19 protein-coding genes are annotated in these 19671 nt (G+C 28.8%); all 19 read right to left on the bottom strand.

All coding sequences use genetic code 11. The annotated features are described in order from the left end of the window. Nucleotides 1-2: 2 nt before the first annotated feature. The 19 genes from AC3Y25_RS15135 to AC3Y25_RS15045 all read right to left on the bottom strand — a co-directional run bounded on the left by AC3Y25_RS15135 (nt 3) and on the right by AC3Y25_RS15045 (nt 19665). Nucleotides 3-884 carry a hypothetical protein gene (locus AC3Y25_RS15135; protein ID WP_489903294.1) on the bottom strand — a complete coding sequence of 294 codons (882 nt, stop codon included), beginning with the start codon at nt 882-884 and terminating at the stop codon, nt 3-5. Next, nucleotides 884-2317: an MBOAT family O-acyltransferase gene (locus AC3Y25_RS15130; protein WP_489903293.1), complete on the bottom strand. Its 1434-nt coding sequence runs from the start codon at nt 2315-2317 to the stop codon at nt 884-886. Before AC3Y25_RS15130 ends, AC3Y25_RS15135 begins: the two co-directional genes overlap by 1 nt. Before the next feature lie 3 nt (nt 2318-2320). Next, entirely contained in the window at nt 2321-3283 is a 963-nt protein-coding gene (locus AC3Y25_RS15125; protein WP_489903292.1) for a hypothetical protein, read from the bottom strand. Between the two features lie 12 nt (nt 3284-3295). Continuing rightward, nucleotides 3296-4723 (bottom strand): MBOAT family O-acyltransferase, encoded by a 1428-nt coding sequence (locus AC3Y25_RS15120; RefSeq protein WP_489903291.1) that lies wholly within the window; start codon nt 4721-4723, stop codon nt 3296-3298. A gap of 24 nt (nt 4724-4747) precedes the next feature. Next, complete coding sequence (locus tag AC3Y25_RS15115; protein WP_489903290.1) at nt 4748-6142, bottom strand: UDP-glycosyltransferase; 1395 nt, start codon at nt 6140-6142, stop codon at nt 4748-4750. Then, on the bottom strand, nt 6142-7263 hold the full coding sequence (gene neuC, locus AC3Y25_RS15110) for a UDP-N-acetylglucosamine 2-epimerase (protein ID WP_489903289.1): 1122 nt from the start codon (nt 7261-7263) through the stop codon (nt 6142-6144). The genes AC3Y25_RS15115 and neuC overlap by 1 nt, the downstream gene beginning before the upstream one ends. After that, nucleotides 7260-7919, bottom strand: a complete 660-nt coding sequence (locus AC3Y25_RS15105; protein ID WP_320493040.1) for a TylF/MycF/NovP-related O-methyltransferase — start codon at nt 7917-7919, stop codon at nt 7260-7262. Before AC3Y25_RS15105 ends, neuC begins: the two co-directional genes overlap by 4 nt. Further along, nucleotides 7919-8959: an N-acetylneuraminate synthase gene (neuB, locus tag AC3Y25_RS15100; protein ID WP_489903288.1), complete on the bottom strand. Its 1041-nt coding sequence runs from the start codon at nt 8957-8959 to the stop codon at nt 7919-7921. The genes AC3Y25_RS15105 and neuB overlap by 1 nt, the downstream gene beginning before the upstream one ends. 3 nt (nt 8960-8962) lie before the next feature. Then, nucleotides 8963-9622: an acylneuraminate cytidylyltransferase family protein gene (locus AC3Y25_RS15095; protein ID WP_489903287.1), complete on the bottom strand. Its 660-nt coding sequence runs from the start codon at nt 9620-9622 to the stop codon at nt 8963-8965. Beyond that, nucleotides 9622-10716: a glycosyltransferase family 4 protein gene (locus AC3Y25_RS15090; protein ID WP_489903286.1), complete on the bottom strand. Its 1095-nt coding sequence runs from the start codon at nt 10714-10716 to the stop codon at nt 9622-9624. The genes AC3Y25_RS15095 and AC3Y25_RS15090 overlap by 1 nt, the downstream gene beginning before the upstream one ends. Nucleotides 10717-10744: 28 nt before the next feature. Further along, nucleotides 10745-11821: a glycosyltransferase family 2 protein gene (locus tag AC3Y25_RS15085; protein WP_489903285.1), complete on the bottom strand. Its 1077-nt coding sequence runs from the start codon at nt 11819-11821 to the stop codon at nt 10745-10747. Nucleotides 11822-11824: 3 nt separating this feature from the next. Continuing rightward, a complete protein-coding gene (locus AC3Y25_RS15080; RefSeq protein WP_489903284.1) occupies nt 11825-12697 on the bottom strand; it encodes a beta-1,6-N-acetylglucosaminyltransferase in 873 nt (290 codons plus the stop codon). Nucleotides 12698-12704: 7 nt separating this feature from the next. Next, nucleotides 12705-13727: a glycosyltransferase gene (locus AC3Y25_RS15075; protein ID WP_489903283.1), complete on the bottom strand. Its 1023-nt coding sequence runs from the start codon at nt 13725-13727 to the stop codon at nt 12705-12707. Beyond that, nucleotides 13724-14860 carry a glycosyltransferase gene (locus tag AC3Y25_RS15070; protein ID WP_489903282.1) on the bottom strand — a complete coding sequence of 379 codons (1137 nt, stop codon included), beginning with the start codon at nt 14858-14860 and terminating at the stop codon, nt 13724-13726. Before AC3Y25_RS15070 ends, AC3Y25_RS15075 begins: the two co-directional genes overlap by 4 nt. A gap of 94 nt (nt 14861-14954) precedes the next feature. Next, on the bottom strand, nt 14955-16097 hold the full coding sequence (locus tag AC3Y25_RS15065; protein ID WP_489903281.1) for a glycosyltransferase family 4 protein: 1143 nt from the start codon (nt 16095-16097) through the stop codon (nt 14955-14957). 119 nt (nt 16098-16216) lie between these two features. Next, entirely contained in the window at nt 16217-17062 is an 846-nt protein-coding gene (locus tag AC3Y25_RS15060; RefSeq protein ID WP_489903280.1) for a glycosyltransferase family 2 protein, read from the bottom strand. 29 nt (nt 17063-17091) lie between these two features. After that, the gene (locus AC3Y25_RS15055; protein ID WP_489903279.1) at nt 17092-17919 is read right to left on the bottom strand and encodes a hypothetical protein; all 828 of its coding nucleotides are present in this window, start codon (nt 17917-17919) and stop codon (nt 17092-17094) included. Then, nucleotides 17909-18841 (bottom strand): glycosyltransferase family 2 protein, encoded by a 933-nt coding sequence (locus AC3Y25_RS15050; protein ID WP_489903278.1) that lies wholly within the window; start codon nt 18839-18841, stop codon nt 17909-17911. Before AC3Y25_RS15050 ends, AC3Y25_RS15055 begins: the two co-directional genes overlap by 11 nt. 17 nt (nt 18842-18858) lie before the next feature. Then, nucleotides 18859-19665 (bottom strand): class I SAM-dependent methyltransferase, encoded by an 807-nt coding sequence (locus tag AC3Y25_RS15045; protein WP_489903277.1) that lies wholly within the window; start codon nt 19663-19665, stop codon nt 18859-18861. Between the last annotated feature and the right edge of the window lie 6 nt (nt 19666-19671).

Genomic DNA, 19671 nt, shown 5'->3' with positions numbered 1-19671 from the left:
AATTATTTATTAAAAAAATCTTTAATTATTCTAGCTGTAAATAATTTAGCCCCCTCATCTGTCATATGTCCACAAGAAGAAAAATATTTATTTTCTAGAACTACATTTTCATAATTGTAAATTTCCGGATATACTTTTTTAACCTTATCAAAATAATCCATTCCAACTACATTTTCACACATTGGAGTCATTACAGCTATGAAATTGATATTATTTTTTTTACAAATATTTTTAATCTCTTCATAATACTTATTATGAGGTAGCGGATTTAAATTAACAATATTATTTTTCATATTGCCATTTTTATGCTTTTCTAATGGGCGATAACCCAAATTATCCAAAGTATTAGTTTTTTTGTGTACTGCTGTAAAAAATGTTTCTCTAGAGCCAATTTTACTTTCATTTTTCACATACCTATAAAAAGGAATATAATACAATTCATTGAAATCCCTTTCATTTTTAAAATGATCTTTAATTACTTCCGAATTATGAATAAATGGCAAAAACAATGCTGAACTGCCTTCTGCTTGATGATCACTAGAAAGATTAAGATCTGCTTCTAGAATTACATTCTTAATTTTATATTTCCTTTCTATCATCAATTTCAACATTAAAGAAGCTTCAAACAAATGTGCTCCACTCATCCCGTAGTTAAATGTTTTTAATCCTTTATCTTCAAACATTTGTGAGACAAAATGATTATTCGCTCTCGAAGACCCAAGAATTACTACATCATATTTTTGTGCTTTAGAATTAAAAACAGTTTCCATTTTTCCACGGTTTCTTGACTGCATAAAAACATAAGTATACAATCCGTCTAAAATAACCGCTATTGAGACTGTTAATAGAAAAATTCCTAATATGTATAATAAAAACTTCTTCATTAAAATTGGAAATAAATAAATTCTTTGTAATCTGAGTAAGTTCCGAAAGCGATTATAGCCATAATAGCTAAAGCCATTTTAAGGATACTCCTTTTTCCTGAAATTGGCTCTACTTTGGTTTTATTGTTCCATTCAACCAGAGCGAACAAGCCAATCATTAGTAATAATTCATAATTATATCGCTCGTTATCTAAATATTGAGCGCTAAACTTTCCATTAGTGAATATCTTTTTTAGATATAAAACGGCATCCGTGATTGTTTTTGCTCTAAAAAACACCCAAGCTACACAAGTCAATAAAAAAGTGGTTAAAATGCTAAATAGTACTCTAACAGAATCAAAATTCCATTTTAAAGTAATAGAATCAATATTGTTTCTATTGTTATTGGATAATAATAAAGGAAGGAAATAAAGAGCATTTATAAATCCCCAAACAATGTATGTCCAGTTGGCACCGTGCCAAAAACCACTAACAATAAAGATGATAAAAGTATTTCTGATTTTCATCCAAAGGCCACCTTTGCTTCCTCCTAGCGGAATATATAAATAAACTCTAAACCAAGAAGAAAGCGAAATATGCCAACGGCGCCAAAACTCTGCAATATCTCTTGAAAAATAAGGGTAATTGAAATTCCTCAATAACTCTAAACCAAATAATTTAGAAACTCCCAGCGCTATGTCTGAATATCCAGAAAAATCTCCATAGATCTGAAAAGCAAAATAAACTGCTCCTAAAATCAATGAAAAAGAATTCATTGACGGATAATGATCGAAAATAGCGTTTGCATAAACGGCACAGGTATCGGCAATAACTACTTTTTTTACTAAACCCCAAACAATTTGACAAACTCCTTCTTTTGCTTTTTCTAAATTAAATTCGCGTTTTTCTTTTAGCTCTGGCAATAAATGCGTTGCTCTTTCAATTGGCCCAGCTACTAAAAGAGGAAAATAGCTAACAAAAAGTGAATAATCAACAAAATTATATTCTGCTTTTATTCTTTTATAGTAAATATCAATAACATAAGATAATCCGTGGAAAGTGTAAAATGAAATTCCGACAGGTAAAATTACATTCAATAGCATTGGACTTACCTTAAATCCAAAAGAAGTAAACATTTCTGCAAATGAGGTAGCAAAGAAGTTATAGTATTTAAAAATTCCTAAAAATCCTAGATTTACTAAAATACTAAGCCAAAACCAAAATTTTCGTCCCTTTTCTGAGTTACTTTTCTCAATTTTAATTCCTGTGAAATAATCTAAAAATGTAGAAAAAACTAGAAGAAATAAAAATCTCCAATCCCAGCAAGAATAAAAATAATAACTAGCAACAATTAACAAAGCATTTTGTGTGCTTTTAGTTTTATTGAAGACAAACCAATATAAGAAAAAAACTATTGGCAAAAATATGGCAAAAGCCAAAGAGTTGAAAAACATAACTTAATTTAAAAATTTATTGATTTTTTCTGGCATTTGCTTTGAAAACTCATTAGCACCTTTTTCTGTTAAGTGAAATGTATCATAATAATTTTCATTAAAATTTGAAATATCATCATAAGCCATATCAATAAACAATATATTTTTATCCTTTTTTTGCAGCAAAATTAATTCATTAATTATAGATTTTCTTAGCAGTTTATAGTTTTCTGTTAATCTCAAGTTGTGTTCAGGCATCCAGACCAATATAATTTTTGAATTAGATTTTAATCTCGATCTATAAAACTCGATCATTTGATTTAAAAGTTTTATTTCTTCCTCACCGTTAGATTTTACTTTTTGACTATAAAATCTTTTCAAATTATGGCTATCCAATTTAAAAGCTCTATTTTGAGGACAAAATCCGTTAAAAGTTTTACCATTTTTTTTTACTAAACTAGAAAAATTAGCAACTGCTGCTTCTTTCACTAGCCCAAAATTTTGATTGTATTTAAGTAATGGAACAATTTTAAAGTACCTAATTTTTGTATCAAATTTTGAAGTTAAATTTTCTAAATCTTCGTTATTCAAAAAGGGATAAAATTGCCACTCTTCTGGAAGTTCGTTGTTTTTTATAAAATATGCCAAATCAATATTTTGAATTACTATTTTAGGAGTTTTATTTTTTTTTATATAAATATCAAATTTGTCTTGTTGTAAATTATAACCACCTGCATTGAAACTCAAATTGAAGCAGCTTGATTTTAGTTTTTCTCCAATAATACTCGCATTATAACCTACAAAACCTCTTGAAGAGCCATTGATTATAATATCACTGTTTATTTTACCATCTAAAATATTTTTCCAATCATTTATTTGAGTGTTCTTATGATTACGCAAACCAAAGTCTAAAAAATACTGAATACTAAAAGCAATTATAAAAATGACTACAATAGTTCCAATAATATATTTCAAAAAATCCTTCATTAAAAACTCATATTAAAACTGAAAATAAATAAACTTACTTTGGATATCAAACTGCCCAAATAATAAAATAAGCAAAACCGTTGTTATTATTTTAATTCTCGAAAAATTATTAAACAACGGACATTCTTGTTTTCGATTAATCCATTCCATTAGAATGAAATAAGACAAAACAATTACAATAAGATAACTCGTTTGGTTCTTTAAATCATTTATTTTAAAAGTAAATAAGGCTATTCTTTTAATATACCCTAAAGCCATATATATATTTTCGGATCTAAAAAAGATCCAAGCAAAACAAGTCAATCCAAAAGTAAATAACATACTCGCAATCATTTTAAATGAGGAAACATTCCATGAAAGAGCTATTTCTTCTAAATTATTACGATTTATTTTTAACAATAATAAAGGCAAAAAGTAAAGCGCATTAATAAGTCCCCAAGCGATATAGGTCCAATTGGCTCCATGCCAAAAGCCGCTAACTAAAAAAATGACAAAAACATTTCTTACTTGTTTTAGTTTTGACCCTTTACTTCCTCCAAGCGGAATATATAAATAATCTCGAAACCAAGATGAAAGCGAAATATGCCAACGGCGCCAAAATTCTGCAATGTCTCTTGAAAAATAAGGGTAATTAAAATTGCGCAATAAATCAATACCGAACAATTTTGAAACACCTAAGGCAATATCTGAATATCCTGAAAAGTCACCATAAATCTGAAAAGCAAAATAAAATGATCCCAAAATCAACGAAAATGAATCCATTGTCGTGTAATTGTTAAATATTTGATTAGCAAAAACAGCACAATTATCTGCAATAACTACTTTTTTAAATATTCCCCAAACAATTTGAGCAAATCCTTCTTTTGCTTTTTCAAAATCGAACTCTCTTTTTAGTTTTACTTGCGGCAATAAATGTGTTGCTCTTTCTATTGGTCCCGCCACTAAAAGTGGAAAATAGCTCACAAATAAAGAATAATCTATAAAATTATATTCTGCTTTAATTCTTTTATTATAAATATCAATTACATAAGATAATCCGTGAAAAGTGTAGAAAGAAATTCCGATCGGTAAAATTACATTCAGTAGCATTGGACTTACCTTAAAGCCTAAAGAAGTAAACAATTCTGCAAATGAAGCCGCAAAGAAGTTATAGTATTTAAAAATTCCTAAAAATCCTAAATTCACTAAAATACTAAGCCAAAACCAAAATTTCCGTCCCTTTTCTGAGTTGCTTTTCTCAATTTGAATTCCTGTAAAATAATCTAAAAATGTAGAAAAAACCAGCAGAAACAAAAATCTCCAATCCCAACAAGAATAAAAATAATAGCTGGCAACAATCAACAAAGCATTTTGTGTGCTTTTCGTTTTATTGAAGACAAACCAATACAAGAAAAAAACTATTGGCAAAAATATGGCAAAAGCCAAAGAGTTAAAAAACATAACTTAAAATGATTTTATAATAAATTAGTCAGCAATTAATTCTATTGCTTCCCATATTCTATCTGAGGCTTTTTTAGGAGAGCTTTGGTTTATAATTTCAAACCATTGTTGAGCATGTTCAATTGTTTCATTGTTGCCTTCTAGTCCTAATCTAATTTTATCTGCAATTTCATCAGCAGAATTCAGCCAAATAACTGCTTTTTTACTTGGCATCGAACGAAAATGCATAAAGTTATAAATTTTTGAAACCGACCATTTTTCATTATCTCTATTCGACACATCATAATTTATGTAAGCACACGGTTTTTTAAAACACGCATAATCAAACACCATTGAAGAACCGAGGTTAACCACCATCTCTGTATGAAAAATTGTATTTGCATGTAATTTAACATCTTCTTCCGTTGGTAATATAGTATTCCATTGTTCCCCTATTTTTTTCCAAATAGGACTAATTGGAACTATTAGATCTTTATTTCTGGCCAAAACCTCATCAAATCTGTTTGAAAAATCTACGGGACAACGTCTGAATATTAATCCAAGTGATTTATTATCTTGTTCATTTATCTTTCTTACTGCATCTGCAACATCAGATAGGTATTGCGGATCATCTGGACAAGTTGTGATATCATCTCCTGAATAACAGATATATTTTTTGTTTAAATCTAATTTATAATGATTGAAAAACTGGACTTTATCAATAAGATTTTTTTCGTCAAAATGACTTTCAAATTGAGGTGTTCCTACAACAAAAATCTGTTTTTCTTTTGTCTCTGGATAGTATTTAAGGAGTTCTGATTTCATGTGTTCACTCCACACAAAATAGTAATCAGTTTCAACCACCATTGTTGCTTTAGGCAAATTATCCCAAGAAAAGATAAATGTTCCTGTTGGGATTTTTAGTTCTTTTGCCGCCAATAATGGAGCAATAGCCAATACTGGTCTTTGATTTGTACAGAAAACAAAATTTGGCCTTTCTCTTTCGAGTGTCTGCACACATTGTTTATAGAAATCAGTTTTCTTTTCTATACTTTTTATTTTTGATTTAACTTTTATTAATCCTTTGTCTGAGTTGTACAATGAAATCAAAAATCTGGCAAAATAACTTTTAAAAGCCCCCTTTACACTTTTATATGCAAAAGGAAATCGATATGTGTCATAAACTTTATCGTTCTCTCTTCTTATATTGAGATTTAGCTCTATATGTTTTCTAGCGTTTTTATAACTATCAGTTAAAGGGCTTGATTTAGCATTATTTATTTTAATCTCCTTAAAACCTAAACTATGTAAATCAAATGGAGTATTATTCCAGTATGTTATATCAAATTTCTTTTCTAATCCTATTTTATAAAAATTAGAGAAAGCAAAATTTCGGAGTCCCACTCCATCTGGAAGAAGAATAAAAATCTTTTTAGGCATTAACTGTCTCTGAATTGTTTTTGGTGATTAAGTTGCCAAATATCCGATTTCTGAAGACAATTAAGAAATAATTCTGCACTATTTCCTTGTCCAAAATCATTATCAGATTTTTGTACTATATGAGAGTCTATAACTGAAAGGGCTGCTTCGATTTCTTTTTCAGAATAATCAACATTTATTATATCGGCATGTACAGCTCTATTTTGTTGTCTAGTACCAATATTGATAATCGGAACACCATAATAAGGCGCTTCGCGAATACCGGCACTACTATTTCCAATAATGAATTTGCTGTTTTTTAAAAGAGTTAAAAAATACTCAAACCGAAGCGAGGGAAAAATTTTAAATCTTTCATTATTTTTTAACTTTTCATAGCTATCCAAAATAAATTGACTCCCTAAATCATTGTTCGGATAAATAACTACATAATTGTGATTATCGTTAAGTAATGCAGAAACAAAATTTTCTGCATATTGTTTCATTGCATTTACTTCTGTTGTAACCGGATGAAACATTACAATTGAAAAATCAGCATATGGAATATTATAATAATCTTTTACTGTTGTCAAATCTGGCAGTTGTTCAGAAAACATAATATCAATATCCGGAGAACCAATTGTAAACACTGATTCTTTTATCTCACCCATTTGAATAAGTCTTTTTTCAGCTTCAGCATTAGATGCAAAATGTATATGACTTAGTTTGCTTACACTATGTCTTATCAGTTCATCTACAGTTCCTGAAACTTCACCTCCTTCAATATGCGCTACGAGAATATTATTAAGAGAACCAACTATTGCACCAGCCAGAGTTTCTACACGGTCTCCGTGAACGACGATCATGTCTGGTTTTATTGTATTACAATAACTTGAAAATCCTTCGATCGTTTTTGCAAGAGTGAGATCCATTGTGGTTTCATGAGTATGATTCACAAAAGTATGGATGTTTTTAAAATTGCATCGTTCAATTTCAATTAAGGTATAGCCATATTCTTTCTGTAAATGCATACCAGTCACAAAAACAAAAACCTCAAATTCTTTCTTTTTTTCGAGAATTGCAATTAATGATTTTATCTTCCCAAAATCGGCTCTAGTACCTGTTAAAAAGAGGATTTTTCTCATTTAACAATATAAGAAATGGCGTGAGAAAAAGGAAGTTTCTTAATTTCAGCATTGTTTTGAAAAAAATCGTCTACTGCTTTATTTGTTCCTGCAAAAGCTCCATAATCATCCAATATTATTATTCCTCCTGTAGTAACTCTTTGATAAAGTTTTTCCAGAATATGTTTTGTCGGCTCATATAAATCAACATCAATATGTAAAAGTGAAATTTTAAGATGTGGATTTTTCTCCAAATATTCATCTAATGTCACTAAAATATCGCCTTTAATAATATCTACATTTTTATGCAAACCCTGCTTTTGTAGGAGTTCGTTAATTTCTTCCAGTGATATACTTTTTCCTCCGTTGGTTTCCTGGACAAATGCATCTCGTTTTTCTTTGTCTTCTTCAAAATTTGCTTCTGGAAAATCACCAAAAATATCAAATCCAATTACTTTTCGACTATTCGTCTGCTCAAGTAAATCACGAAATTTTATCCATCGGAAAAAAGAATTTCCTTTGAAAATACCAAACTCTACTATTTCTCCACGAACATTGGAAGTTTGCTTAAAAAATTCTAAATGAGTGATAAACTTACTAAATCTTGACGGATCTGCTGTAGCATAAAATCCGTTTTCGTATGCAAATTTCTTATCTAAATCGTATAATTTATCCATTAGTTTAAATCGTTATAATCTAATTGTTCATCGTTTTCAATATCTCTTGTAGCAGTTTTTCCCAAGATATCATTAAAATTTTCAGCTAAAATTTTTCCAGTACCAGGGCGTTTCACCCAAATATTATCTTTGGTAAAGGTTTCTCCTTTTTTAATTGATGCTATCGAACAAACTGTTGCAAAGGCAAAATCAATTGTTACTTGTTCTTCATCTGCCGGTTTTTTTGATCCTCCACGCATTTGAGCCATTTCTGCGCTTGAAATAATTAATTCGCGACAGGCACTTTCATCCATACTGCATATAATATCCGGACCTGTACGCTGCATATGATCTGTAAAATGTCTTTCTAAAATACTGGCTCCTAAAGCTACGGCTCCTAAACAAGCATTATTATTTAAAGTGTGATCACTTAGTCCAAAAACTTTGTTTGGAAAAGCCTGATTCAATTCGACCATCGCACCAAAACGAACTAAGTGAATTGGTGTGGGATATAAATTTGTAGTATGCAATAAAGCAACTGGAATATTATATTTATCAAATATCGCTACTGCTTTTTGAATACTTTCAATCGTATTCATTCCTGTACTCAAAATAACAGGTTTTCCAAAAGTAGCAATATGCTCTAAAAGAGGATAATTATTACATTCCCCAGATCCTATTTTGTAAGCAGGAATATCAAACTTTTTTAACCTTTCAGCTGCCGCACGAGAAAATGGCGTTGAAATAAAAATCATGCCTTTGCTTTCTACATAATTTTTAAGTTCTAATTCATCTGCTTCGTTAAGCGAACAGCGTTCCATAATTTCATATATTGAAACATCTGCATTTCCCGGAATAACTTTTTTGGCAGCACCAGTCATTTCATCTTCAACAATATGCGTTTGATGTTTTACAACTTCTACACCTGCTCTATAAGCAGCATCTACCATTTCTTTTGCAACTTGAAGAGATCCTTCGTGATTAATTCCTATTTCGGCAATCACTAATGGTGGGTAATCTAGACCAATTTTGCGGCCCACTATTTCGATATATGGATTCATTTTTTATTTGTTTTTATATACGTATTGAGCGTAATCAAAATCTTCTTGCGTATCAATATCAACGCTAGCAAAAATATGATTTATCTCAAATGGGAAAACATCTTTTGATATAATTATATCATTCAAAATTTTTTCTGATTTTGTGATATAAAGCAAGCCGTTTTCAAAAAAAAGAGGTTCTAAATCTTGACTCCTTTGGCCTATTTCGTAATTAAAAGGAACAAACTTACCGTCAATTATTTTTCCAAATTTCTGATGATTTCGAGAAACAGTAAATAAGCTATCATAATTTCCCTTTAAATAAAAATCTAATGCATCTTTAAGTAAGCTTTCTGGACGTAAGGGATTTGTTGGCTGCAGCAAGACAATATTTTCAACTTCATTTTTTATAGATTCTAAGACATGTTTTAATACTGTTATAGTTGGTTCTAAATCTCCCGATAAAGAATCTGGACGATCGATTACTTTTGCCCCATATTCCAATGCGATTCTCTTTATTTCATCATCGTTTGTTGAAACATAAATTTCGTCGATTATTGCGCTATTTTGTTTTGCATACAAAATAGAATGAGCCAAAAGAGGAATATTGCCTAGGAGTTTTACATTTTTTTCTGGTAATCGTTTTGATCCTCCTCGGGCAGGAATTATGGCAATAGTTTTCATTAGCTAAAATTCTTTTTTGCGTTTTCAACAATTGAATTCATTCCTTCATTCCAACTTTTTGAAGAGTATAAATTTTCAGGAATCAAAATATTATGCGTTTCTTCTTCATCCAAAAATGATTCTATAGCCTTTACCCAATCTTCAATAAAGTTGGGGGTTTCAATCAGTTTTCCTAGTTTTCCATATTGTAAAACTTCTGGAACCCCTCCATTTGCAGAAGCAATACAATAACAACCACAATGTAAAGCTTCAATTAAACTCAATCCAAAACCTTCATGCCAAAGTGTTGGAAACAAATAGCAATCTGCCATTTGATAATACTTTGGTAAATCATTATTGGGTATTCTTCCTAAAAAAGACACGCCATTAATATTTAAATCTCGATTTGCACCAATCACTAAAAGAACAGCATCTTTCTCTTGTATATTAATTCTTTTCCAAACATCCAAAATAAAATCCAATCCTTTTTTAGGACGATCTTGAGAACACCAGATAAATACTTTTTTATTTGTAAAACCTAACTGTTTCCTTAAATTTTCTTTTTCCTCAAAACTTACTTTATGAAACTTAGAAGTATCAATTCCATTATGCAAAACCGAAAATTTGATTGGTAAAACAGTATAGTAGTCTTTATGTGCTTTATAGGAGTCATGAGTCAACAAAACCATTTCATCTATCCCTTCAAAGAACCATCTCCCTAAAAAATTTTCATAAAATGGAGAAAATCCATGATAAAAGAATTGCAAATAGCATTGATTTCTTTTCTTTTTCATGTTTAAAAAATCAAGTAGCGGCTTTACGATTCCAAAATTATCAATGATTTGAATTATGAACTTATCATTTGTTTTAATAATTTTTTCAAGTTCTTTAAAATATCCTAAGTAAGAATTTTTAAAAAATTTCTTTTGCGCCTTTAATAGATTATTATTGACCACTAAGCCATAATCTATTCCATTGTATAAAGTTTCTGGCTTCTCACAAATAATAAAATCAATAGAATGGTTATTGATTAAATAGTTATCATATAAAGTTGTCCAGCTCCCAATATGAGAGTAAGGCAATGGAACTTGGGAAATCAGAATTACTTTAGGCATTTTGAGCACTTTGATTTTGAATCTTTACTTATTTTTTTATTTTGAATGTAATACTATTTAAATCATCTCCGACTTCTAAAAAATAAGGAAGAGTATGATAAAACGAAATAATATGCAAAAGCAGTAAATCATTAATTTCTTTTAAAGTATAATATTTAGGCACTTTTTTACCTAAAATTTTTTTCATTTTATATTTCGACGAATTCTGAAAAGGATCTTCAACAAAACGAATATTTAAAACTCCATCTTTAAAATTAGGCAATTCACAAAACAGAAAGTGAGTGACAATCTCCTTTTTATTAAGCATTATTCTTTCTTCCTTATTCTTCTTTAAATCTTCAAAATCATTTTCTAAAACACCAGCTCCCCAATTTAGATTATTTGCCTTTGCTTCTTTACTACTATTATTTGCTAATAATTTTTGATGGTTTATTTTAATAATATCTGTCAGTTGCAAATCTTTTGTAAGTCCATTTTTTTCTAATTTCCTATAACTGGCGTGCCATTGATGAAGCATTAGAATTTCTTCCGAATAAAAAATACTCTCTGTATCATTTCTCTCTAATCGATTATGCACATCAATATCTTCAGCTCCCCAAAAATGTAAAAATTCATCATAACCTGTAATCTCTTTCAGGCTTTTAACATAGAACAATGATAATCCCTGAGCTCCAACTTCAGTACTAAAATCAATTAAATAATTATCAAATTTCTTATTCGTTTTAGATTCTTTTTCATTAAGAAAACCAACTTTAAAATAATAAGCCTTGAACGGATTTTTTAATTCATGAAGTTTAGAAACAAAATTTGGACTAAAAATCATATCGACATCCGCTGTAAAAATATATTCTGTAGTAGTCTTTTTAAGTCCAATATTAATTGCTTTAGCTCTCGACCAAGGCTGAAATCCTGAATAATTGTAGAGATATTTTGCAAATTTATAATTGGAAATCAAATCTTTAATAATGGATGCACAGGATAAATTTGAGCCATAATCAACCAAAAGCACTTCAAAATCAGAATTTGTTTGTTCTTTCAACGAATCTAAAGAACGTTTGACTCGCTCAGATTCTCTACCTCTATATGGATAAATTATTGTTATCATAAATTAACCCCTCAAATTATTGTCAATATATTGCAAAATTTCTAAGCTTTCATTTTTAAATTTTCTTGCGAAAAAAGCACAATTATCTCCATATTCGTTATTAACAATATCATTTTCAAAAATTGTAAGATGCTCCTTCGAAATAAAAGCTGGTCCTGGGGCAACTGCCCAATCAACATACGTTAAGTTTCCTTTCAAATTTTTAATATTTGAATTCCCAATAATAGTTGGTATTAGAATTTCTTCACTACAAAACGAATATTTAAAAAATCTCTCATATTTTGGATTAGCTTCTAAAAAATCAAGAATATACTGAACTGTCGAATGTGTTAAAATCCACCAAGTCGGGCCAAAAAAAATCCTCTCGAATGGGTATTTCTTTTTAGGAAAATAAAAACTAATTTTTTTCTCCGTACGTAATAATATTTTAATCCAAATTGGCTTGTTGGGCTTCCTACGATAAAACAGATCAAAATAGAAATTGGTTATCCATTTTTTTTTAAATTCTGCAGGAAATCCTTCTTTTATACTTATAAATTCTCCTCCTTGATTTAATAATGAATACAAAAAATCATTCTTTCTTATAGGGTAATCACTTCCGCTAATTAAGGAATAATAGTCAAAATTTCCTTTAATCGCTTCTGCCATTAAATTAAGAATTGCTTTTTGATGCGACCAGCCCGCCCACCAAACTTTATGTCTTTTAATAAACTTAATATTTTCAAATTCATCCAAATTTGTTGGCATTAAAGATTTTTTATCAATATGAATAAAAAAATAAATATTGGTGTCATTTAAAGCTATTATCAATTTCTTTAAATGTTCATAATCATGATAGGCTGTTATGAGGTAAGCTACTTTAATTTTGTTTTGCATATCCGCTTTAAATCAAATAGTTACCAGCATCCTCCTTTGAAAGTCCTTTCCATATTAAGAAGTACTTCATTATTTTTTTATTTAAAATAATTTTTCCAAAAAATTTAGTTTTTATAATAAAAAGCCACTTAGAACTACCTTCTACCGATTTAATACTAAAATCAACTTCTGATTTATTTTGCCCTATTTTTGACACTTCGTGACGCATCCAATCTTCAACAACATTTCCCATATGATAAGCGTAATTATCTTCTGTAGATAAACGCCATAAGCCTTTTTTTACCACTGGGATATCTAAAATTTCATTTTCGCTGTCTCCTCCCATTTTATAATTAGAGTATTTTACTTCCAAACTATTAAAAATCTCACCTCTGTATGTTCCTACAAAATGTCCAGCTCCAATAACCGCTTTTTCATTTTTATTTGATACTGTAAAATAATTTTCTAAATGAGCCCGATCGTAAAAATCTGGATTTCCGACACTAACAGCAAATTTTTTTAAAGCTGGAGGATTTTTAACTTTTGAAAAAGCGAGCTTTTTCGAAAAAAAACTATCCCAATATACATTAGAAGTATAAGTCCTTAATGAGCGAGATGACGGTGTAGGACAAACGACTCCTGCTTTAGGAAAATTTTCAAAAATAGAATACGAAGCTTTTTGCCATTCGTCCAGAAATAACACATCTGAATCTGTGATTGTTATCAATGGAAAATTGTGTCCAACTATACCTTTTAAAATCGCATTTAGTTTCCCTATATTGGTTGTTTCCAATACTTCATGAATCTTATTTTGCAAATACAATTCCTGTACATAATTTGTCACTTCCTGACAACTTCCATTATTTACTATAGTTATGAATGTTTTTTTATGAACTGTGCGAAACAATGATTCCAAGCATAATTTAAGAATTGCCAAACTATCTTTAAAATAATCATTATGGTTTGGAATATAAACTGGTATAATAATTTGATGAAAACAATCAGAATTTAAAATTCCTTTATTTTTATTTGGGTTAAAGCCTAATCTCACAACATTATTTTTTTGTACATTTCAATCACTTTTAATTTATTCTGAGAGTATTCTAATTTATCGTTAGCAATTTTTTGGTTTATTACTGAAGCATTTTCAAGCAGGCTTAAATCTGAAATAGCTTTTAAAATAATCTCTTTAATTTCTCCTACTGATTCAGGATTTTGAATCAAAAATCCATTTTCATTATTGATAATTATTTCTTCTGTAGCTCCACCGGGGTTTGATTGAATTGGAAAAGCTCCCATTACAATTGCTTCCAATAAAGTATTAGGCATTCCATCTGAAAGACTGTTTCCTACATAAAGCAAAGATTTCCCCATTAATTCAGTCAATTTGTTGTGCGAAAGTTCATGTCTATGAAAAAAATGGAAATTCAACTTGTTTTCCTTAATATACTCGATTACTTTTGAATGTGAACCAAAAACAATTACTTCATAGTTCTGTATTTCTTTTTCTATAGAATGAATTGCTTTTACAATGTTTAAACCTCTCCCAACATGATGTTCATAGCCTTTAACTAAAATAATTTTTCTTTCTGAAACTGGTAATCTAAAAGATTCTAATTCTTTTATTTTATAACCTGTTCCACCAGGTATTACTCCAAGAAATTTTCCGGAAAAATTTAACTCAATCGCCAAGTCATAATCTCTTTTACAATCTGTGTGCAAAAAATCAACTCTTTTTAAAACATTTTTAATTTTATAATTATGTTTTTTAAAGTTCTTATAATAAAAAAGATCACTTCCCCAGCAAGAATATAGCCATTTTACTTTTGGAAATTTATGCATTGTTTTCAAAATAGGGTAAGAACAACTCTGCATTTCAAAACTATGAACTATATCTGGTTTTATCTCTAAAATTATTTTTTCTAATACCTCATTTGCAGTTACTTCAATGTAAGGCAGTATTTTTTCGTATAAATTAGGATATTTTTTACTCAAAAAAAATTCTCCTTTAATATGAGGTAGTTTTCTTTTTTTCCAATTTGTAAACTGATGAACAGAATTTTGCACTTTGATTTCCCCTCTCTCTAGAACATCAAACCAATATAACTCGAAATTGCTATCCTTCAAGGTTTCAAACCATCGGATTGCATGAACAGACGGCATGGAGACAAATAAAATTTTCATTTATACACTAGTTAGCAGTAAATTTCTAGAATTATTTTTTTATTACTTTTAATCATAAGTTAATTTCGCTTTAAAAATAATTATTGAGGTGATTTCAATTACTAGAGATAAATTCTTTTAAAAAAGATATTTTTATGTCGTTAGAATATTTTGCAATATACTTTTCTTTTAAATCATTACATTTTTCTAAGAAAACAGAATCTTTAAAATTAATAATTTCAATTGCTTTTTCTGTTAAACTTTCTTGATCAATTGCAATTAATTCTGGAAAATCAACCAATCTATCTGGCATAGCTCCAACATCATAAGATAAAATAGGCAAACCATAAGCCATTACTTCCAATGCTACATTTGGCCCTCCCTCGTATTCTGAAGTAATTAAAAAACAATTTAAGTTATCAAAAAAGTCATATGCTTTATTGTAAGGAACCTCTTCAAAATCGAGAGTAATTAGATCTTGAAGCTGTTGTTCTTCTACTAACTTTAAAATCTTTTTATAATAATCTTCAGAACTCCCGCCTTTGATAATTAAGGTACTTCTATACCCTTTTTTTCTTAGATTAGCAATTAAGTTTATGGCATGTTCAAACTGTTTTTCTTTTGAATACCTTCCCAATATTCCAAAGTCATATAATCTTTTATCTTTATGAGTCCTTTTTTTACTTAAGCAATAATTTTCATTAAAAATTAAAACTTCTTGTGTCGTAGTATTTTCTAAATTTAAATTCTGTACAAAAAACGTTTTCTGCTTTTCTGATGTAACAATATTGTATTTTATCTGGGACAAATACTTTACAGTAGTGTTTTCCAATGGATCAAAAAAGACTGTCGTATACTTTACTACTATATTTTCCTTTAATTTCCATACTTTTATTAAAGGAATATAATCTCGTGCTAAAGTGGTTTTTGTAATAATATATAGTTTATCAAATCTTGACAAACATTTAAATTTCCAGTAAAATAAATCTAAAGGGGAGAATTCTAACTTTAACCTCTTCTTTAGCTCTTTGTTTATTCTTTTAATATATTTATTATTAAAAAAAATATTTTGTTTAAAAAATTTTATCTTCTTATCAATATAAATGTCTTTTGTGAAACCTAAATTAAACTCCCCAGCGACAAAGACAGAAACCTCTCTCACTTCTGAAAAAGATGCAAAAACATTTGCTGTGTGAATAGTTTCTAACTCACTACCTCCAGCAAATTGAAAAAATGGTGTTGTAATTAATATTTTCATTTAAAAGTTATATCGTTTCCAAATTCGGAATCATTGACAGAAGCAATAAAAATTAAAAAAAATTCATTTATAAAAGGGATCATTCATCCAAAACTATCTTTTTTCATCAAATATTACTTCTACAAAATAACTTTATTAAAAAAACCTAAATTATAATGTATACAAAAATCTGCAATTTTATTTTTTCTATACAACCAATTTGGACTCCCCCACTTTTTATGATATTTCAGATAGTCACTTAGTCCTTGAACATCTTCAAGAAGGTACTCGTTACCTTTGCTAAAAACGTATTTTGGTAAATTATTATGATTTACTTTTGCACTTTTCTTAAGTTTTTTATACCCTTCACTTAATCCAATTCTATTTTGTGTTACTTTTTCTCTTTCTAAATGTTCAACTTTAGATGAGTTTACTAGTGCATGTTTAATATTAAACTTCTTTAAAGTAAGAGCATAATCATTATCAGCGTAACTAAAATTAAAAGTTTCATCTAGGTATCCTATTTTTTCCATTACCTCTTTAAATGTAACCAAACACCAGCCCAATACATGAGTTCTCACTTTATACCCCAGTTCATACTCTTTTTCAAAACTAAAATTATCTATTTGACCACTTGGGGAAAAAGATTTAATTTGAGGATTATTTTGACTTATATTATAAATTCTAGTAAACCAATTATCATAAAAAATAAGATCATTATTGCACAAGGCAATAAAATCACCTTTTGATTCTTTAATTCCAATGTTAAGAAATTTATGAAAATTAAAGTCCTCTTCGGGAATAATTACTTTAACAAAATCAGGGTATGTAAAATCAGAATTATTATAACCTTTATTAGATTCTACCACAATAATTTCCATTTCAATTTCTTTCTCAGAAGCTAGTAAAGAATTGATACAATTCATACTCATATCGAATAAACCTTCTGTGGTAGTGTACGCTAATATTATTACTGATAATTTCATTTAATTAATTTAATAGAATAAATCAAACTTTAAGATTTATGATTTAATAATCTTTTTATTGAGTCATCCATTTTATTTTGATCTGCTCGTAATTTTAGTCTACCAGCCTTTCCATCGATATATAGATTAGGCAAATGATGAATTAAATTATCATTAAATTCTGATATACAAATCATTTTTTTCATTCCACCATATAAATATACATCTGTATTTACCTTACACTTAACACTATACTTATTATCTTGTCTTTCAATTTTAAATCCAAATTTGCACAACTCTCTTTTTATCTTATTCATCAAAGTGTTTTCATTCACTAATTTTAAAAAATCAAAATTTGCACATGCCCGTAACATTTGCTTTTTTGTTAAAATAAATGACGCCTGATGTACATTGGTAAAATGAGCAAATTTCTTTCCTCCATATTCTTTAACTGATTTTAAATCCCAATTGTATTTAGCGTGAAATGCTGGATAATATTTGCCTATTTCATTTTCTTCAAATTGTATAAGGCCTGAAATTTTATTTTTCGGTAGAATATTAGAATATTCAATATGTTTTTCGATATGTTTTTCTAAAAATAAATGATCATTTTCTCCATAAATAAATACATCGTAGTCATTTCTATTTTTCCATATTATGCGTCTACAAGTTAATGGCAATAATTGATAATCTGGTAAAGTAAAAGTGTTAACCTTATCAATCCCTTCAATACTCAAATCTATATTTGAATTAACAATGACAGTAACATCGAATTTTTTAAATGATTTTAGTTCTTTTACGACTGTTTCTAAAAAAGAAACTTGTTCATCGCCATAATTAACCAATACAGCTAATAACTTAGGTAAATTATTGTTCATTTCTTAAATTATTGTAATTGAGGAAAGCGTAATTATTAACTAAGCTCTCTCTCTGAATTCTTTTTATAAGGTTATAATTTTTTAAGGTCTTTTTTAAATAATAAGTATTATATGAAAAATCTTTTCTATTTAGAGCTAAAATTGACAAGATGCATTTCTTTAAAATAAACTTGAGCATTCTATTTACTGTCCAAGAATTATTAGGATTCAGTAGTTTTAAGTCATTAATATTAACAAACGTTTTTCGGCTATGCTTTCTTCCAATTAAATCCCTATCATGCAGGGCAACGGCTGTTGGTACAATCCCTATTTTTAATTTCTTAAACTTGCATCTATTGACATAATCATTGTCTTCCGCATAGTGAAAAAAATAGGGATTAAACCCTCCTACATTATTTAATGTTTTTTTTGACAGCAACCAAATTGCAGCATTAACAAAACTAACATCATATATATTTTGCAAATCTTTTTTTAGAAAAAGGTCTGAATAAAAATCTTTACAATAATTACCCGATATGTATGATTCAAAAAATAAATCTATTTTATCTCCTTTTCCATTTAAATGAATTGGACTTAAAATTCCGTATTCGTAGTTTAACTTCATTTGCTCTATCAGGAGACTTATTGTATCATTTTTTAAATATGCATCTTGATTTAACAAAACAAAATATTCACCTCCTTTTTCTAAAGCAATCTCTAGTCCAATATTGTTCGCAGCTCCGAAACCTAAGTTTTGATTTTGCCGAAATAAGAGGACATTCTTGAAATTTTTTTCAATAAATTCATCTGTCCCGTCCTTACTGCAATTATCTATAACAATAACATTGGTAGAAATTGAGCTCTCTAAAATGCTTTTTAAACAATTCTCTATCCATTGCATTCCATTATAAGTTACAATAACTACAAAAATTTTATTATGCATATTAAATTAGGATAGTCTTATTTGAGAATTCGCTTTAAAAACTTAAATGGTAGTAAAATTGCATGTCCAACTTTATAGGTATGACTAGCTTTAACCTCTTCTAACCAGCCTTTCTTTATAAAATCTCCGCCATCAAAAAAAGAGATATCATATTTTTCAATAATATGATCGGAAGCAATAATTATTAGAAACATTGGGTTTATTACTCTATTATTAATCGTAGTATAATTACCGTAGAAATAATTTGAGTTTTTTACAATGGTATCCTCTTGAATAATTGAACTTCCATTGCTATACGTTTGAGATAGCAATTGAAACTTACTGAAATAATTAGAAATTAAACTAGTAAACTCATTTTTGTACAATTCTTTAACATGGAACTCATTTACAACATCTCGTAGCTCAGAATAGTACAATTTATCAGGTGTGGATATAATTAATATGCCTTCTGGTCTTAAAACTCTTTTTATTTCTAGCATCATTTTTTCATGTTCATCATGATGCTCAATTGTTTCAAAACTAACCACAACATCAACACTGTTGTCTGCTAAAGGAATATTGCTCGTACTCCCTTCTAAATATTCTATATTCCCTGCTTTGTACTTTAATTTAGCAAGAGCAATAGATTGTTTATCAATATCAACACCATATACAAATGAAGCATGTTTACTCATTAAACTTGTACCATAACCTTCGCCGCTAGCCATATCGAGTACAATTTTATCTGTAATATAAGTATCTGTAATTGCATATCTATGTAAATGCTCAATTGCAACTCGATTATAAATAAAAGGTTCTAACCTCTCTCCAGTCCATTTTTTCATAAATAC

The organism is Flavobacterium sp. LK-23, from assembly GCF_058135255.1.
The sequence above is the reverse complement of the archived record's forward strand: the minus strand, read 5'-3'. Positions and strand labels throughout refer to the sequence as shown.

Excerpts from the sequence above, each read along its gene's own strand:
- neuB (WP_489903288.1), bottom strand. The coding sequence starts at position 8,959 with ATGAATCCATATATCGAAATAGTGGGCCGCAAAATTGGTCTAGATTAC.
- AC3Y25_RS15070 (WP_489903282.1), bottom strand. The coding sequence starts at position 14,860 with ATGAAAATTTTATTTGTCTCCATGCCGTCTGTTCATGCAATCCGATGG.
- AC3Y25_RS15055 (WP_489903279.1), bottom strand. The coding sequence starts at position 17,919 with ATGAACAATAATTTACCTAAGTTATTAGCTGTATTGGTTAATTATGGC.
- AC3Y25_RS15095 (WP_489903287.1), bottom strand. The coding sequence starts at position 9,622 with ATGAAAACTATTGCCATAATTCCTGCCCGAGGAGGATCAAAACGATTA.
- neuC (WP_489903289.1), bottom strand. The coding sequence starts at position 7,263 with ATGAGAAAAATCCTCTTTTTAACAGGTACTAGAGCCGATTTTGGGAAG.
- AC3Y25_RS15060 (WP_489903280.1), bottom strand. The coding sequence starts at position 17,062 with ATGAAATTATCAGTAATAATATTAGCGTACACTACCACAGAAGGTTTA.
- AC3Y25_RS15050 (WP_489903278.1), bottom strand. The coding sequence starts at position 18,841 with ATGCATAATAAAATTTTTGTAGTTATTGTAACTTATAATGGAATGCAA.
- AC3Y25_RS15130 (WP_489903293.1), bottom strand. The coding sequence starts at position 2,317 with ATGTTTTTCAACTCTTTGGCTTTTGCCATATTTTTGCCAATAGTTTTT.
- AC3Y25_RS15115 (WP_489903290.1), bottom strand. The coding sequence starts at position 6,142 with ATGCCTAAAAAGATTTTTATTCTTCTTCCAGATGGAGTGGGACTCCGA.
- AC3Y25_RS15085 (WP_489903285.1), bottom strand. The coding sequence starts at position 11,821 with ATGATAACAATAATTTATCCATATAGAGGTAGAGAATCTGAGCGAGTC.
- AC3Y25_RS15120 (WP_489903291.1), bottom strand. The coding sequence starts at position 4,723 with ATGTTTTTTAACTCTTTGGCTTTTGCCATATTTTTGCCAATAGTTTTT.
- AC3Y25_RS15080 (WP_489903284.1), bottom strand. The coding sequence starts at position 12,697 with ATGCAAAACAAAATTAAAGTAGCTTACCTCATAACAGCCTATCATGAT.
- AC3Y25_RS15045 (WP_489903277.1), bottom strand. The coding sequence starts at position 19,665 with ATGAAAAAATGGACTGGAGAGAGGTTAGAACCTTTTATTTATAATCGA.
- AC3Y25_RS15105 (WP_320493040.1), bottom strand. The coding sequence starts at position 7,919 with ATGGATAAATTATACGATTTAGATAAGAAATTTGCATACGAAAACGGA.
- AC3Y25_RS15065 (WP_489903281.1), bottom strand. The coding sequence starts at position 16,097 with ATGAAAATATTAATTACAACACCATTTTTTCAATTTGCTGGAGGTAGT.
- AC3Y25_RS15090 (WP_489903286.1), bottom strand. The coding sequence starts at position 10,716 with ATGCCTAAAGTAATTCTGATTTCCCAAGTTCCATTGCCTTACTCTCAT.
- AC3Y25_RS15135 (WP_489903294.1), bottom strand. The coding sequence starts at position 884 with ATGAAGAAGTTTTTATTATACATATTAGGAATTTTTCTATTAACAGTC.
- AC3Y25_RS15125 (WP_489903292.1), bottom strand. The coding sequence starts at position 3,283 with ATGAAGGATTTTTTGAAATATATTATTGGAACTATTGTAGTCATTTTT.